The organism is Pseudomonas sp. PK-RTE-24 (assembly GCF_054052265.1).
Map to the genome: position 1 here is coordinate 366,700 of NZ_CM133224.1, position 16,151 is coordinate 382,850.

General features: G+C 61.4%; 11 protein-coding genes. 8 read left to right on the forward strand and 3 right to left on the reverse strand.

What is annotated here, in order from left to right:
* Positions 1-25: 25 nt before the first annotated feature.
* Genes ACV8MC_RS01710 through ACV8MC_RS01720 form a run of 3 tightly spaced genes read right to left on the reverse strand, consistent with a single transcriptional unit; the run spans position 26 to position 1,400 of the window.
* On the reverse strand, positions 26-241 hold the full coding sequence (locus ACV8MC_RS01710) for a DUF1289 domain-containing protein (protein WP_039759143.1): 216 nt from the start codon (positions 239-241) through the stop codon (positions 26-28).
* Complete coding sequence (locus tag ACV8MC_RS01715; RefSeq protein WP_016771546.1) at positions 238-762, reverse strand: gamma carbonic anhydrase family protein; 525 nt, start codon at positions 760-762, stop codon at positions 238-240. The genes ACV8MC_RS01710 and ACV8MC_RS01715 overlap by 4 nt, the downstream gene beginning before the upstream one ends.
* Before the next feature lie 38 nt (positions 763-800).
* The gene (locus tag ACV8MC_RS01720; protein WP_016771547.1) at positions 801-1,400 is read right to left on the reverse strand and encodes a CoA pyrophosphatase; all 600 of its coding nucleotides are present in this window, start codon (positions 1,398-1,400) and stop codon (positions 801-803) included.
* A 147-nt stretch (positions 1,401-1,547) separates the two neighbouring features.
* Between ACV8MC_RS01720 and ACV8MC_RS01725 the strand changes: the two genes are divergently transcribed.
* From ACV8MC_RS01725 to ACV8MC_RS01760, 8 genes are all read left to right on the forward strand, one after another.
* Positions 1,548-2,099, forward strand: a complete 552-nt coding sequence (locus ACV8MC_RS01725) for an NUDIX hydrolase (protein WP_016771548.1) — start codon at positions 1,548-1,550, stop codon at positions 2,097-2,099.
* A 76-nt stretch (positions 2,100-2,175) separates the two neighbouring features.
* Positions 2,176-2,691, forward strand: coding sequence for a L,D-transpeptidase family protein (locus ACV8MC_RS01730; protein ID WP_016771549.1), 516 nt, complete (start codon positions 2,176-2,178; stop codon positions 2,689-2,691).
* A gap of 282 nt (positions 2,692-2,973) precedes the next feature.
* Positions 2,974-3,705 carry a GntR family transcriptional regulator gene (locus ACV8MC_RS01735; protein ID WP_056783114.1) on the forward strand — a complete coding sequence of 244 codons (732 nt, stop codon included), beginning with the start codon at positions 2,974-2,976 and terminating at the stop codon, positions 3,703-3,705.
* Positions 3,706-3,745: 40 nt separating this feature from the next.
* Positions 3,746-4,852, forward strand: coding sequence for an N-acetylglucosamine-6-phosphate deacetylase (nagA, locus tag ACV8MC_RS01740; RefSeq protein WP_406228338.1), 1,107 nt, complete (start codon positions 3,746-3,748; stop codon positions 4,850-4,852).
* Positions 4,833-5,855, forward strand: coding sequence for an SIS domain-containing protein (locus tag ACV8MC_RS01745; RefSeq protein WP_150636229.1), 1,023 nt, complete (start codon positions 4,833-4,835; stop codon positions 5,853-5,855). Before nagA ends, ACV8MC_RS01745 begins: the two co-directional genes overlap by 20 nt.
* A gap of 152 nt (positions 5,856-6,007) precedes the next feature.
* Positions 6,008-8,521 (forward strand): phosphoenolpyruvate--protein phosphotransferase, encoded by a 2,514-nt coding sequence (gene ptsP, locus ACV8MC_RS01750; protein WP_457264274.1) that lies wholly within the window; start codon positions 6,008-6,010, stop codon positions 8,519-8,521.
* Positions 8,522-8,544: 23 nt separating this feature from the next.
* Positions 8,545-10,260, forward strand: a complete 1,716-nt coding sequence (gene nagE / locus ACV8MC_RS01755; RefSeq protein ID WP_457264275.1) for an N-acetylglucosamine-specific PTS transporter subunit IIBC — start codon at positions 8,545-8,547, stop codon at positions 10,258-10,260.
* Positions 10,261-10,389: 129 nt separating this feature from the next.
* A complete protein-coding gene (locus ACV8MC_RS01760; RefSeq protein ID WP_457264277.1) occupies positions 10,390-16,113 on the forward strand; it encodes a membrane-targeted effector domain-containing toxin in 5,724 nt (1,907 codons plus the stop codon).
* Positions 16,114-16,151 lie beyond the last annotated feature (38 nt).

Below are 16,151 nucleotides of genomic sequence, written 5' to 3' on the forward strand. Positions count from 1 at the left end.
CGAGCCTGCTCGCGAAAGCGGTGGTTCAGACGCCTGACTTCGCGGGAATCATCCAGACCAATCCACTCGCCTTCGCCCGTTCATGACACAACCCCAGCACCACGCGGCGCTCGTCATTGTTCATGCGGCCCCAGCGGGTGATCTCCGCGACCGTGCGCTGGCACCCGGTACAAACGTCATCTTCGTCCAGCGCGCAGATATTCACGCACGGCGAGGCGACTGGTCGTTCAACAGTCGTCATTGTTCCTGCTCGACCAGATCGCGGGCGTAACGCTGCGAGTTATGCACATAGTGCGCGGCGCTGGCTTCGAGCATCTTCTTTTGCGCCTCGGTCAGTTCACGCACGACCTTGCCCGGCGAGCCCATCACCAGCGAACCGTCGGGAATTTCCTTGCCTTCGCCGATCAGGGAATTGGCGCCGATGATGCAGTTCTTGCCGATCTTCGCGCCGTTGAGAATCACCGCGTTGATACCGATCAGGCTGTAATCGCCGACCGTGCAGCCGTGGAGCATGGCGTTGTGGCCGATGGTCACGCCGGTACCGATGGTCAGTGGATAGCCCATGTCGGTGTGCATCACCGTGCCGTCCTGCACATTGCTGTTCTTGCCGATGAGGATCAGTTCGTTGTCGCCGCGCAACACAGCGTTGAACCAGACGTTGGCGCCCTCTTCCAGGCGGACCTTGCCCACCAGTACGGCATTGGGCGCGACCCAGCTCTGCGGATGGGTTTCGACACGGGCGTCGCCCAGGCGGTATTTCATTTTGTTTTCCTCGGGCTCACGGCCGTTCGAACGACGGCTCAGGTATCGATAAAACTTTTCGGCGGTCGGTGCAGGCTGATTTTGGCGTCATAGAGCAGGTTGATCAACTCGACGATCATGATCGCCGTCAGGCCCCAGATCTTGTACTCGCCGAAGCGATAGCTCGGCACGTACCAGCTGCGGCCCTGATAGTCGATGCGATGGGTATGCTCACGCGGGTCCTTGCGGAAGAATTCCAGCGGTACGCTGAAGACGGCGGCGATCTCGGCATCGTTGGGCTGGTATTCGACAAAGTCGGGAATCACCCCGACATACGGCGTTACCTTGATGCCGTGCAGGGAAATCAGCGGACTCAGCGGGCCGATGACTTCGACCAGACCCGGCGGCAGGCCGATTTCTTCTTCGGCTTCGCGCAGCGCGGTGAAGATCAGGTCCGGGTCTTCCGGGTCGCGGCGTCCACCAGGGAAGGCGACCTCGCCGCCGTGGGTCGAAAGCCCGCTGGCACGCAGGGTCAGGACCAGTTCCGGTTCGTCACTGCGGGTGATCGGCACCAGCACGGCGGCTTCGGGAAAACGTGCGTCGGTCTCCAGCGTGCGCGGTGTGTGGTTGCTTACCCTATGCAGTAGCTCGTCCAGCATGAGTGTTCTCGATCGGTGCCTTGCTCCGCATCATGCACCAATCAAAGCGAGCGCCCAAGCCCCCGAAACCCGTCGTGTCGCGAAACGACAACTTGCCGACCGGCCCCGCTGCACGCCAAGATAGGCGCAGCATTCAGGAACCCGAGCATGAAATTTTGCAGCCACTGCGGTAACCCGGTCACCCAGCGCATTCCCGAAGGCGACTCGCGGCTGCGATTTGTCTGCGACAGCTGTCAGACCATTCACTACCAGAACCCCAATATCGTCGCCGGTTGCGTGCCGACCTGGGGGACGAAAGTGCTGCTCTGCCGCCGCGCCATCGAGCCGCGTCTCGGTTACTGGACGCTACCTGCCGGCTTCATGGAAAACGGCGAGACCATCGAGCAGGCCGCCATCCGTGAAACCGCCGAAGAAGCCTGCGCCCGGGTGCGCAACCTGAGCATTTACACGCTGATCGACGTGCCGCACATCAGCCAGGTGCATGTGTTCTTCCGCGCCGAACTGGCCGATCTGCAATACGCGGCCGGGCCGGAAAGCCTTGAAGTGCAGCTGTTCGAAGAAGCCGACATTCCCTGGGACGAGCTGGCTTTCCGCACGGTCGGGCGCACCTTAGAATGCTTCTTCGCTGATCGGCGCAGCGAGGTTTACCCGGTGCGTTCGGAGTCGATTCCGCCACTGGTGCAACCTGCGATCACTTGAGCTTCGCGGCACCCTGCCGATAACCACACCTGCATCTATCAATATGTGTCTGCGTCATTCTTGGGGAATCGTTTCAATGCGTTGGTTGCTTGCCCTGTTGTGCCTGTCGTTCGTCAGCGTTTCGCAAGCGTCATTCGTGACCACCGTGACGCCCTCGAACACTCCACTGATCGAAAAAGTCCTGGTACTCAAATCAGCCCATCAACTGCAGTTGATTGCCGACGGCAAGCCGCTGAAGACCTATCGCATTTCCTTGGGCAAGGGCGCGAAGAAAGGCCCGAAACTGATCGAGGGTGACAAACGCACACCCGAAGGTTTCTATTGGATCGACTGGCGCAAGACCAGCGAGAAATTCAACCTGTCGATGCACATTTCCTACCCGAACATCAGCGATGCCGCCCGCGCGCGTCGTGAAGGCGTCGAGCCTGGCGGCATGATCATGATCCACGGCACTCCGGACTCGGCAGACAACCCGGAGCAGTTGTTCCATACCCTCGACTGGACCGATGGCTGTATCGCCATGCGCAACGTCGATATGCGTGAAGTGTGGAATCTGGTACCGGACGGCACGATGATCGAGATTCGCCCGTAACCTCGACCGCTGGTCACCCGCAAAAAAATAATTCAAAAGATCGCAGCCTGCGACGGCGCCTACAGGGGTGATACCACTCTCAACTGTAGAAGCTGTCGCAGGCTGCGATCTTTTGCTTTTTATAGGCCATCACTAATACCACTTTAAACACTGCCCCCTGAAAACCGCCAATCCATTGGGTCAGATGCCAGTTCATCGCGTTGACATGGTATTCAAGTGGTATTAGCTTCCGTCGCACAAGCGAGCCACAACAATCCTATACTCGCGACGGAAACGACCTACATGAACGACCTCCAGCCCCTACGTCCCGACGATTCCCAGCCGACGCCGCTGTACTTGCAACTGGCGCGCAATCTGGAAGCGGCGATTCATGCCGGGCAGTGGAAGGCCGAACAGGCGATGCCGTCCGAGCGCAACCTCAGCGACCAGCTCGGCATCTCCCGGGTCACCGCACGCAAGGCTTTAGAGGTCTTGCTCGAGCAAGGCCTGATCCGCCGCCTGCAAGGCTCGGGCACGTTCATCACCCCACGCCTGGAACAACCACTGTCGCGTCTTTCCGGCTTCAGCGAAATGCTGCGCCTGAAAGGTTTCGTGCCGAGTTCGAAATGGCTGGAGCGGGAGATCACCCTGCCAACCCACGAAGAACTGATCCGCCTCAGTCTGTCGCCGAACGACAAGGTGGCGCGCATGAAGCGCCTGCGCAAAGCCGATGACACGGTCATGGCGATCGAGATGAGCACCCTGCCCGCGTCGATCATGCCCAGGCCGCAAGCGGTGGGCGATTCGCTTTACGAATACCTCGACGGCATCGGCAAACCGATCGTCCGCGCCCTGCAGCACATTCAGGCGATCAACGCCTCGGACGAATTCGCCGCACTGGTCGGCATCGCCCCCGGCACCGCCATGCTGCTGATGACCCGGGTCGGCTATCTGGAAGACAACACGCCGATCGAAGTCACCGACACCTATTGCCGCAACGACTACTACGACTTTGTTGCAGAGCTTCGTAGATAAAGAGCCGCGTCGCTGAGCGCGGCCCCAAGCGAGAACGAAAATGTCCGAAGACAACATCCTCACCGCCAGCGGCTGGGTTCGCGGCCGGCTGATTCACGAACACGGCAAGGTCGTGTCGATCGAAGGCGTGCCCTGCGATCCGGCCGCTAACGATCTGCCCTATCTGCTGCCGGGTTTCATCGACCTGCATGTGCATGGCGGCGGCGGCAAAGACATCATGGAAGGCGCAGAAGCCTTCGAAACCATCAGCAAAACCCACGTGCGTTTCGGCACCACCTCGCTGTTGGCCACCACCATGACCGCGCCGAGTGCGGAGATCTCAAATGTCCTGAAAGAGGTAGGACAATTCTGTGAACAGCGTCCGAAAGGCGCCGCGCGTGTTCTCGGAGTGCACCTTGAAGGCCCGTACATCAACCCGGGAAAACTCGGCGCTCAACCGAACTTCGCCCACACCGCGTTGATGGCAGAAGTCGAAGAATATCTGGCGCTGGCGCCGATCCGCGTCATCACCATTGCCCCGGAAATCGCCGGTCACGACGGGTTGATTCGCGAACTCAGCAGCCGTGGCATCCGCATGCAGATCGGCCACACCCTCGGCAGCTACGAGGAAGGCGTCGCCGCATTGGCTGCCGGTGCCAGCAGTTTCACCCACCTCTACAACGCCATGAGCCCGCTGCATCACCGCGAGCCGGGAATCGTCGGCGCGGCACTGGCGCACGCCAAATACGCCGAGCTGATTCCCGATCTGCTGCACGTGCACCCCGGCGCCATCCGCGTGGCCCTGCGTTCGATCCCGTGCCTGTATTGCGTCACCGATTCGACCGCCGCCGCCGGCATGCCCGACGGTGAATACAAGCTTGGCAGCCACACCGTGACCAAATGCCTGGGCGGCGTGCGTCTGCCCGACGGCACGCTGGCCGGCAGCACCCTGACCATGGATCAGGCCCTGCGCAATCTGGTGAAGATCGGTTTGCCGATCGCCGAAGCCTCGCAGCGTCTGTCGCAATTTCCCGCCGACTACCTCGGCATCACCGAACGCGGGCGCCTTGCCCCCGGCGCCTGGGCCGACTGCGTGCGGCTCGATCGCTCACTCACACTGACCGCCGTCATGGTCGAAGGAGAAGACATTGACTTCAAAAATGCTTGAAGAGGCGCTGTCCTCGTTCGAGGCCGTGCAAGCCCAGTTGCAACAACTCGACGCGCCGATGATCGAGATCGCCGGGCGCCTGCGCCGCCAGCCACCGCAAGTGGCGATGACCGTCGCCCGTGGCAGTTCCGACCACGCGGCGAGCTACTTCGCTTACCTGACCATGCAGCAACTGGGCGTGCCGGTGGCCTCGCTGCCGATGTCGGTGGTGACCATGCAGCAGGCGCCGCTGAAAGTCAGCGGTCAGGTCGCCTTTGCGTTTTCGCAGTCGGGGCAGAGCCCGGATCTGGTCAACAGCCTGCGCCTGTTGCGCAAACGTGGCGCGCTGAGCGTGTCGATGGTCAATGCCGCCGATTCGCCCCTGGAGGCAGCTTGTGAATTCAGCCTGCCGCTGCTTGCCGGGACTGAAAGCAGCGTCGCTGCGACCAAAAGCTTTATCGCCACCCTCAGCGCCAGCGCGCGTTTGATCGCGCACTGGAAAGAGGACAGCGAATTGCTGCAAGCCCACGATGCGCTGCCAGAAGGCCTGCGCGAAGCGGCTAAACAGGACTGGAGCTTGGCCATCGAAGCCCTGCGCGATTGCGAGCGCCTGATGGTGATCGGCCGTGGCGCCGGTTTCGCCATTGCTCAGGAGGCGGCGCTGAAGTTCAAGGAAACCTCGGCGATTCAGGCCGAAGCGTTCAGCAGCGCCGAAGTCCGTCATGGGCCGATGGCACTGATCGACGAACACTATCCGCTGCTGGTATTCGCCCCACGCGGCGCCGAGCAGGCCGGCCTGCTCAGCCTCGCGGCAGAGATGCGTCAACGCGGCGCCCGGGTCTTGCTCGCCGCGCCGGATGACGTCAGCGAACGCGACCTGACCCTGAGCCGCGCCGAACACCCGGCCCTCGACCCGATTCTGGCGATCCAGAGTTTCTACGTAATGGCCGCTGGCCTGGCCGTGGCGCGGGGCATGGACCCGGATCAGCCGCGCCATTTGAGCAAAGTGACCCGCACGCACTGATAGCCGTTGACGGATGTACTCCCTGTAGGAGCTGCCGAAGGCTGCGATCTTTTGTTTTTTTCACGTAGCGAAAAAACAAGATCAAAAGATCGCAGCCTTCGGCAGCTCCTACAGGGGGCATCGAACCGAGATTCAACTGATGAGACCCAGCCATGCCCGACAACAATAAAGAGCTGACCCTCAGCGCCCCGCTCAGCGGCCCGGTACTGACGCTCGCCAACGTCCCGGACGCGGTGTTCGCCAGTGGCGCGATGGGCGACGGCATCGCCATCGACCCGCTCAACGACACGCTGTATTCGCCCTGCGCCGGCGTGGTCATCCACGTCGCGCGCAGCAGCCATGCGGTGACCGTGCGCGCCGACAACGGTGCGGAAATCCTTTTGCATCTGGGTCTCGACACCGTTGAATTGAACGGTGAAGGTTTCGCCATGCTGGTCAAGGAAAGTGATCGCGTCAGCCTCGGTCAGCCGCTGCTGCGCTATGACCTGGACAAGGTCGGCCAGCACTGCAAAAGCCTGGTCAGCCTGTTGATCCTGACCAACAGCGCGGATTTTCAGGTGCGGCCGATCACCCTCAAAGCGGTGAAAGTCGGCGAGCCGTTGCTGCACATCATCGCGCGCAATGTTGTCGCGGCGAATGCCGATACAAGCGGTGGGCCTGAGGTTCGTGGCCAGGCGCGGGTCGCTCATCGCGGCGGCTTGCATGCGCGCCCGGCTGCGCTGATCCGCCAGACCGCCCAGGGTTTCAGCAGCCATTCACAGCTGCACTTCAACGGCAAATCGGCGCCGTGCAACAGTCTGATCGGTTTGATGGGTCTGGCCATTGGCGAGCAGGATGAGGTGCAGGTCAGTTGTCAGGGACCGGACGCCGATGCCGCATTGCAAGCTCTGCTCAGCGCATTGGCTACGGCGCTGCCGGACGATCTTCACGCGCAAGCGCCGGTCAGCACTGCGGCGCCGAAACGCCCTGCCGAGGCAGGTGTGTTGCACGGTGTTTGCGCGGCGCCGGGGCTGGTGGCCGGGCCGTTGTTTCGCTTGAACGCGATCACCTTGCCGGCGGATACGGGCCATCACGATCCGGTGCAACAGCAGCCGATTCTTGAAACGGCATTGAACGCGGTGCGCAGCGAAATCGCCGCCACCCTCGCCCAGGCGAAAAAGCACAGGAACGCCGACGAAGAAGCGATCTTCGCCGCACACATGGCGCTGCTCGAAGACCCGGCCCTGCTCGACGCCGCGCAGCAATTCATCGCGCAAGGCACCGCTGCGACGCACGCCTGGAGTCAGTCGATCGACACCCAGTGCGACATGCTCCAAGGCACCGGCAGTCCGCTGCTGGCCGAACGTGCCAACGATTTGCGCGACCTCAAGCAACGCGTCCTGCGCGCTCTGCTTGGCGAGGCCTGGGGATACCAGGTTCCGGCCGGCGCCATCGTTGCTGCCCATGAACTGACGCCGTCGGATCTGCTGCAACTCAGCGCGCAAGGCGTCGCCGGGTTGTGCATGGCCGAGGGCGGCGCGACTTCCCACGTAGCGATTCTGGCGCGCGGCAAAGGTCTGCCGTGCATCGTCGCTTTGGGCGCGCAATTGCTTGAGCAGCCGCAAGATCAAGCCGTGGTGCTCGACGCTGACGACGAGCGCCTCGAATTGACGCCAAACGCCGAGCGCCTGAGCGAAGTTCAACAGGCGCAGATCGAGCGCCGGCAGCGTCGCGACAGCCAACAGGCCAAAGCCCATTTACCCGCTGAAACGCGCAATGGCGTGCACATCGAAGTGGTCGCCAACGTCGCCTCAAGCAGCGAAGCGGCAGACGCATTTGCCAACGGTGCTGATGGTGTAGGCCTGTTGCGCACCGAGTTTCTCTTCGTCGATCGCCAGACGGCACCCGACGTCGAAGAACAGCGCAGCGCCTATCAAGCGGTGATTGATGCCATGGGCGACAAGTCGGTGATCATCCGCACCATCGACGTCGGTGGCGACAAGCAACTCGACTACCTGCCACTGCCCGCCGAGGCCAACCCGGTGCTCGGATTGCGCGGCATTCGTCTGGCGCAGGCGCGCCCGGAAATTCTCGATCAGCAACTGCGCGCGCTGTTGCAGGTCAAGCCGTTGCCGCGTTGCCGGATTCTGTTGCCGATGGTCACCGAGGTCGACGAGCTGCTGCACATCCGCCAGCGCGTCGATGCCTTGTGTCTTGAGCTGGGGATTACCGAGCGCCCGGAAATCGGCGTGATGATCGAAGTCCCCGCCGCCGCGCTGCAAGCCGAACAACTGGCCGAACACGCCGACTTCCTCTCGATCGGCACCAACGATCTGTCGCAATACACCCTGGCCATGGACCGCGACCACGCCGGGCTGGCGGCGCGGGTCGATGCCCTGCACCCGGCGTTGCTGCGCCTGATCGCCATGACCTGCGAGGGTGCGGCGGTACACAAGCGCTGGGTCGGCGTCTGCGGCGCCCTCGCCTCCGACCCGCTGGCGACGCCGGTGCTGATCGGCCTGGGCGTCACTGAACTGTCGGTGAGCCCGGTGCAGATCGGTGAAATCAAGGAACGCGTGCGTCAGCTGCATGAAGCCGAATGTCAGCGCCTGAGCCGCGACTTGCTCAAGCTGTCCAGCGCCGCCGCCGTTCGCCACGCCTGTCATCAACATTGGCCTCTGCGCTAACAAAAACAAAAAGGACAAACGCCATGTACCAACTCTTCATCGAAGGCCTGCAACGCCTGGGCCGCGCGCTGATGCTGCCGATCGCGATCCTGCCGATTGCCGGCCTGCTGCTGCGCCTGGGCGACACGGATCTGTTGAACATCGCGATCATTCACGATGCCGGGCAAGTGATCTTCGCCAACCTGGCGATGATCTTTGCCATCGGCATCGCCGTCGGTTTCGCCAAAGACAACAACGGCACCGCCGGCCTGGCCGGGGTGATCGGTTATCTGGTGATGATCTCCACGCTCAAGGTGCTCGATGCGAGCATCAACATGGGCATGCTCGCCGGGATCGTCAGCGGCCTGATGGCCGGTGCGCTGTACAACCGTTTCAAGGACATCAAGCTGCCGGAGTACCTGGCGTTCTTCGGTGGCCGGCGTTTCGTGCCGATTGTCACCGGTTTTGCAGCGGTGGGGCTGGGCGTGCTGTTCGGCTATATCTGGCCGCCGATCCAGCAGGGCATCAACGCGTTCGGCGCGCTGATGATGGAAAGCGGCAGCATCGGCGCCTTCGTCTTCGGCGTGTTCAACCGCCTGCTGATCGTCACTGGCCTGCACCACATCCTTAACAACATGGCGTGGTTCGTCTTCGGCAACTTCACCGACCCGACCACTGGGGCATTGGTGACCGGCGATCTGTCGCGTTATTTCGCCGGCGATCCGAAGGGTGGGCAGTTCATGACCGGCATGTTCCCGATGATGATCTTCGGCCTGCCCGCCGCGTGCCTGGCGATGTATCGCAACGCGTTGCCGGAGCGGCGCAAGGTGATGGGCGGGATCTTCCTGTCGATGGCGCTGACCTCGTTTCTGACCGGTGTGACCGAGCCGATCGAATTCGCCTTCATGTTTCTCGCGCCGTTGCTGTTCCTTCTGCACGCGCTGCTGACCGGGCTGTCGATGGCGATCACCAACGCCCTGAACATTCATCTGGGCTTCACCTTTTCCGGTGGTTTCATCGACATGATTCTCGGCTGGGGCAAGTCGACCAATGGTTGGCTGGTGGTGCCGGTCGGGCTGGCTTACGCGGTTATTTATTACCTGGTTTTCGACTTCTGTATCCGTCGTTTCAACCTGAAGACGCCGGGGCGCGAAGACGTCGCCAGCGCCGAAAAAGCCGTGCTCTCGGAAACCGAACGCGCCAGTGCGTATATCAAAGCCTTGGGCGGCGCCGAGAATCTGCTCACCGTCGGCGCCTGCACGACCCGACTGCGCCTTGAGATGGTCGATCGCAACAAGGCCTCGGATGCCGAGCTGAAAGCGCTGGGCGCGATGGCGGTGGTGCGCCCGGGCAAGGGCGGCAGCTTGCAGGTCGTGGTCGGGCCGTTGGCTGACAGCATTGCCGATGAGATTCGCTTGGCCATGCCTGCCCTGGGCCGTACAACTTTGGCAGAAACCGTAGTAGTTGCCGATGAGCCGACGACTGTCGCGCTTACCCGCAACGAGGCGCAGCAATGGCTGAATGCGCTGGGCGGTCGCGACAATGTGCTGCAACTCGATTGCATCGCCATGACCCGTATTCGCCTGCAACTGGCCGATGCCAAGGCGCCGTCCGAGGCGCAGCTCAAAGCGCTCGGCTGCCTGGGTGTCAGCCGGTTGGACGGTGGCGTCTGGCATTTGCTGGTGGGGGACAAGGCCGCGAGTTTGAGTGGCGCGATCGAGGCGTTGCTGAGTCGCGGGGAGATCCGCGCGCAGGTTTGATCTGCGCGGGTGGCGGGAGGGCTGGAGCGGGCGCCGAAAATACGGCACGCGCACGATACATGAATACCACCCTCCTCCACGCCCTGCTCGCCATGCTGGCCCTTCATCCCCAGCATGGAAATCGTGCCCATGAGCACCCCCAACGCACCCACACCCGATGAGCTCAAAAACGATCTCAACCAGATCGGTCGTCTTCTCTTCAACACCGAAACCCCGCTGTTGCCCGAGCACGAACCGAGCACCGAGCAGGCTCATCTCAAACGCCTCGAAGAGCAGCTGAAAACCTATCGCGACGGCTACCTGCAACGCAGCCGCGCGCTCTATCAGGCGCTGGCAACCAGCGACCTGCAGAGCGAGGCAGGCAAGCAACTGATCGCCACGCTGAAGGTGCGCCTCAACACGCAACTGATCAACATGGATCTGCGTGACGAGATCAACGGCAAAGCGGCAAAAACCTTCCTCAAATACGACGCCGGCTTCACTGCGCTTGAGTACGAAGCGCAACAGGCCGTCACCGATCGCCTGCTGCACCCACAGGCCGGCGAGCTGATGCAGAAACTGGCCCTCGGCCCGCTGTTGCGTCCGGCGATGTATGCGTTGCAGTTCACTTATCAGCAAACCACTGTCGAGCTGGCCGGGGCCTTTGTTGTGACGCAAAAAGACACCCCGAAAGTCAGCGATCTGTTGACCGACCAGAGCGCGGGCTTCGTCGTGTTGTTCACACCGGCCAGGGGCCTGGAGCTGTTCAGTTCCCTGGCTGATCTCGACGCCCATCTGCTCAAGACCATGCAGCACAGCATCAGCCGTGGCGAGTTGATGCAGCTGCTGCCCAGCCGCTACCACGATGTCGGTACAGCGGGAACCTGGCCATTGCAGTTGGCACCCATCGACAGCAAACCGCTGTTCGAACACATCTACGATGCCTTGATCGAAAAGCGCACCCTGGATATCGAACATGCATTGAGTTTCGCCGCCAATCCGCAGCAGGATGCCGCTGTACTGATCGCCGAGCTGGAGCGCGCCATCGGCGCTGCGCTGCCGGAACTCACCCCGCGCCTGGCACTACAGGCACAAACCCTGTTCGAGCGGCATTTGCGCAACAGCGCCCCGGACTGGTACCGCAGCGCCGACGCCGCCAAGCGGGCCGAGCTGGCGTTGCACCTGGGCAACTACAATCAGGCTCGGCAAAACCTGCTTGACCTGATGGGTCCGGCGGTCAGCCTGATGGCCGTGGCCCGCCACCAATGGCTGGAACGGCTGAGTGATGATCTGCAAATCGACGACCTGGAACCGGACAAGCTGCAGATCATTACGGATCGGCAGGTCCCCGGATTCGGCGCTTATGTGCACAAGAGCAATTTGCTCGAGCTGACCTTGCGCGGCCCGCACACCGGCGATGAGTTACCAGGCTCGGCGTTTCTCAGCCACACCCGGCTGACTTACAACGACCTGCCGTTATCCGACGAGTACGCGGACGTAACGCCCGCCTGGGTGATCAAGCAGGCACTGGAGCTGGAACCGCGCGTCGACTTCGCACGCTTGCAAACGCAGATGCAGGCGAGATCCGCGATCAAACCTGCGATCGAGCAGATGCTCGATCAGCGCATCGTCGCGCTCGCCCATGCCGCAGCGCTGCAAGGGCACCTGCTCGACGGCGATCTGCAAATGCTCCAGCGCCTGCGTAACGGCAGCGATCCACAGCTGCGCGCCGCCACCCTGTCTTTGCACGGCGCCCAGCTGCAGGATCTTTGGGTGCTGCGTCAGACCGACGAATCCGGTGCGATCCGCCGCCTGCTGCTCTGCACACCGCAGGCGCCCCGTGAACGCCAGTTCGAGGCGTTCGACAGCGAGCGCCAATTGCAGACCCATCTCTTGGGTTGGGCCAAGCAGAATGACGCCGCCGAAAGCATGGCCGGCTATCTGATCAGCCGCGCGCCGATGCGCTTTCGTTCGACCCTGCGCAAGGTGTTGTCGGGGCTGAGCCTGAAGCCGGAAGCAGCAGAGCACCAGAAAGTCGCCTTCGACCACCTGGGCAACCATCTCGATTGCCTCAAAGCGATGGCTGAACACATGCTCGCCACACGCATCGACGACTACGATTTCAGCACCCCGGTGTGGTATCGCTCGACCACTGCGGCCAATCGCCGAAAACTCTCGACCCTGAGCGACGACGCTGAGGGCGCTTTGCGCGCGTTCAATCAGCATCCGCTGTCGGGCGGACGTTTTCAGGCGTTTGACGATTTCGTGCATGCGCAAGCGAAGATCAGCCTGAACCGCTTGCTCAAACGCCCTGCCAATGACGTCGATCCGGACACCGTCTGGGCCTATTCGCCAAAGTCGATCGTGCCCTCATGGACGCCGAAACCGCTGACCTATACCCGGCTGTATCGCGACGGCTATGCCGACGGCGTCGGTTTTCTCGACCAGAAATTCTCACGCTCGGCGCGCTTCAAAGGTCCGCCAGGCGTCGATATCAGTAGCCTGACCGCGCAGAACGTAGCCCGCTCGGTCACGGGGGTCTGGATCGGCAAACGCTATACCGACAAAGTCAAAAACGAGCTGCAGGATTCGAAAAGCGAAGGCTACGCGTTCCGACGCAACGCGACGCTGGCCATCACTCAGCGCCAGATGCAAAGCGCCGCGCTGGAATGCCAGCTGCAAGGACATATCGCCAGCAGCGACCTGCAATGGCTGCAGCAAAGCATCAGCAGCCTGGATCAAACGTCGGGGCAGACCCGGACGAAATACCCGATCCACCGGTTGATGATCGACGGCGAATGGGTGATCGATGCCTGGTTGTTCAGCCATGGCGGCGATCCGGTCCTGCTGTATACGCCGGACGCACCGGACGGCGTGCGTTTTCGCGAAGCGCGCCTGTTCAATTACCTGCTGCTGCAGTCCGGCATGATCGAGTACCTGACCCAGCGGGTGGGTGTCAGTGCCCAGACCCGAGTGCGCACGTACCTGGAAAACATCCGCAAGAAACTGCCCAAAGATCTCAACAGAACCAGCCCCAGCCCCGCCCGTTATGACTCGATGCGCCCGGCCGACGCCGTCAGCGACCTGCGTACCGCGCTCTACGACATGAAGTTGCAACGGCGGATCGACAACGTCCATGCCACGACCACCAGTCGCGCCGAAATGATCGCCGGCCTGATCTGGACGAGCGTCGAATGGGTCGCTGCCATCGCCACCGCGCCGTTCCCGCTGTTGAGCCTGAGCACCGGCCTGTTGCTGGCCTTCAAGGACGCGATGCTCGCCCTGCATGCCTATCGTCAGGGTAATAACAACGAAGCGTTCCGGCACTTGCTCGGTTATCTGTTAAACAGTGCTGGCGCGGTGCTGACGGATCTGCGTCCGGCGCTGCGTTCACTCAAACCCGTCCGGCGCCCGTTGCGTCGGGCTGTCACCACCGTTGGCGACGAGCAAGAGGATCTTCTGCCATTGATCGATCAAATGGCGACCGAACCGGTCCGGGACGATATGCATGCCGTCGTTTTCAGAGGGCAGTCGTATTACGCCAGCACGACTCCGGACGCACTCGGCCGTTATTTGCTCTACCGCCCGGATCCGAATGGCTCCGGACTGCTTTCGACCGGCATTCTGACCGTGCGCAACTCCGACGGAGTGATGGTGCGCAGCGGCCTGTCCGGCGGTGCACCAAAATACGAAGCCGTGCCCGAGACACCCGGCCCGCATAAGGACTATGGAGTCGCGATCAAGTACCGGGATCTCGTTGAAGAGTTGCTGGACCCGCAATCGCGACGACGAATGCTCCAGGAGGGCGAGCATTACATGGGCTTCTCACCCCAGGTCATCCTGGTCAACGTGGTCGACAAAATGGCCAGCATGCGCCAAGCCTATCTGCAACAGGTGGAAAAACTCACCACGGACGCCACGCGCCATTTTGCCCAACTCGCACCGCTGCCCGCTCGCGCCGAAGTGCCGGCGGTTGCCGCCAACACCTCATTCGCACAGTTGATTGCCAGCGATGCATTCGCCGCAAAGAATCTGGTCATCGGTGCACAGCCGGGCTCTATCGCCAGCAAACAGGCACTGATCGAAAATCTCGACGTGCTTTTGGAGAACGGCTACAAGCACCTCTTCCTCGAATACCTGCCGGGAGACGTATTTCATCTCAAACTGGAAAAATTCAACAAGGGAGAATCCTGGCGCCATATCAAGAAACATCTGAAAGCGCTCGATAAAGCCATGGGCCATGAGCCAGACGCGCCTTTCTCTTACCTGGCGCTGGTGCGCAAGGCACGGGAAAAAGGCATGAGCATTCATGCGCTGGACGGCTCGACCAGTTATCAACTCGAAGGGATCATGGTGATGTCCAGGCTCTCGCCTTTGACCCCGCGAAACAACCGCATCAGAAACTTTTATTCGCACAAGGCGCTTGCCACCGATATGGCCGAGATCGGCGAAGAGCGCTGGATTGCCCTGACCGAGCAGTCGCGCATGACCACGTTCGACAACACCCCGGGCCTGGCCGACCTCCACGAGGCCGTTGCCGTGCGTATTGAAGACATCGACTTGTACCAACCCGCACGCATAAGCAGGGACGCGCCCGGTGCCATCGCGGGAGACGCGACAGCGCAAGGTGATTACCTCCTACAGATGCCGAGTGCCTACAAGGCACCTCTACCTGTCTCCAAGCCGCCCGCCGCAGCTAGCGCCGTTGAACATTTCAGCGAGTTCGATATTGCTTCGCCACTGCGCGACGATATTGCTGAAATGTTGCATAAGCCCTACTCCATGGATTCCCATTACACCCCGACAGTAGCCAGTGAAAGAACGGCCTACGAGGCTTTCCTTGCCCAACGCAAACGTCTGGAAAAAACCGCCAGGGACGCTTTTACCGACTACGTCCCACCCGATGCGCCGATCCTGCCGGTGCTCGCCTCCGACTGCACATTCGAAGCTTTTTTACGGCAATTGACCGACGGACGTCTGAATCTGCTGATCGGCGAAGCCCACGTCGATGTAGCGAGCAAAGCGCTGCTGAAAAAGCACATGAAAGCCCTTAAGCAAGCCGGTTATGACACGTTGTACGTCGAGCACCTGCTCACCGACCTGCACCAGGCCGATCTCGACACTTTTCTGCGTACCCAGCGCATGCCCGACAGGCTCAAGGCTTATCTGCATCGTCAGGATCAAGGGCAGATGCCGAATTACACAGGGAACGATACGTACACGGCGGTCTGTCAGGCGGCGGCCAAATACAACATTCGCATCAGAGCCCTAGATTGCACGGCGTCCTATCACCTCAAGGGCGTGTATGACGAACACGTCTCGCGAAACGAGATGTTCAGCTATTTTGCAACCCAAGTGATCGAGGCTGATCAATTGGCCAACGGGCCGCATAAATGGGTGGCCTTCATCGGCAGTGCGCATACCAATTACAACCTCGGTGTGCCAGGTCTGGCCGATACACTGTCCGCCGTCAGCCTGCACGTGCGCGACACAGCCCCTGAACTGGCCCGGGATATTCACCGTGGGTCGTGGGAATTTGTCAGCGGCAAGCACGAGGCCAACGTCAGGGCTTTGAGCAGCGATTTTGTGATGGAGGTGGCCGTCCCCGGAACGAAAAAGCCTGCTGCGACGCCTTCTGTCAGTCGCAGCAAACTGACCGAACCCGGAAACTTCCTTATAGAAAATGCAGACACCCGCAACGCCAGCGTGGTGCATAAATCCAGGTCCGGCGAGATCGTTGAGACGCCGATTCAGATCAATGACAAGGGTCTGTTCTTCGTTGATCGCTGGGAGAAAAAAGATCAGACCTTCACCTACCTGCGCACGTTGATCGACATGCTCGTCACAGACGTGAAGCTGACACAGGTGACGTGAAGCCCGGGCGATTGCACGTTGTGGAAAACCACTGGGCT

Excerpts from the sequence above, each read along its gene's own strand:
- ACV8MC_RS01710 (WP_039759143.1), bottom strand. The coding sequence starts at position 241 with ATGACGACTGTTGAACGACCAGTCGCCTCGCCGTGCGTGAATATCTGC.
- ACV8MC_RS01715 (WP_016771546.1), bottom strand. The coding sequence starts at position 762 with ATGAAATACCGCCTGGGCGACGCCCGTGTCGAAACCCATCCGCAGAGC.
- ACV8MC_RS01720 (WP_016771547.1), bottom strand. The coding sequence starts at position 1,400 with ATGCTGGACGAGCTACTGCATAGGGTAAGCAACCACACACCGCGCACG.
- ACV8MC_RS01725 (WP_016771548.1), top strand. The coding sequence starts at position 1,548 with ATGAAATTTTGCAGCCACTGCGGTAACCCGGTCACCCAGCGCATTCCC.
- ACV8MC_RS01730 (WP_016771549.1), top strand. The coding sequence starts at position 2,176 with ATGCGTTGGTTGCTTGCCCTGTTGTGCCTGTCGTTCGTCAGCGTTTCG.
- ACV8MC_RS01735 (WP_056783114.1), top strand. The coding sequence starts at position 2,974 with ATGAACGACCTCCAGCCCCTACGTCCCGACGATTCCCAGCCGACGCCG.
- nagA (WP_406228338.1), top strand. The coding sequence starts at position 3,746 with ATGTCCGAAGACAACATCCTCACCGCCAGCGGCTGGGTTCGCGGCCGG.
- ptsP (WP_457264274.1), top strand. The coding sequence starts at position 6,008 with ATGCCCGACAACAATAAAGAGCTGACCCTCAGCGCCCCGCTCAGCGGC.
- nagE (WP_457264275.1), top strand. The coding sequence starts at position 8,545 with ATGTACCAACTCTTCATCGAAGGCCTGCAACGCCTGGGCCGCGCGCTG.
- ACV8MC_RS01760 (WP_457264277.1), top strand. The coding sequence starts at position 10,390 with ATGAGCACCCCCAACGCACCCACACCCGATGAGCTCAAAAACGATCTC.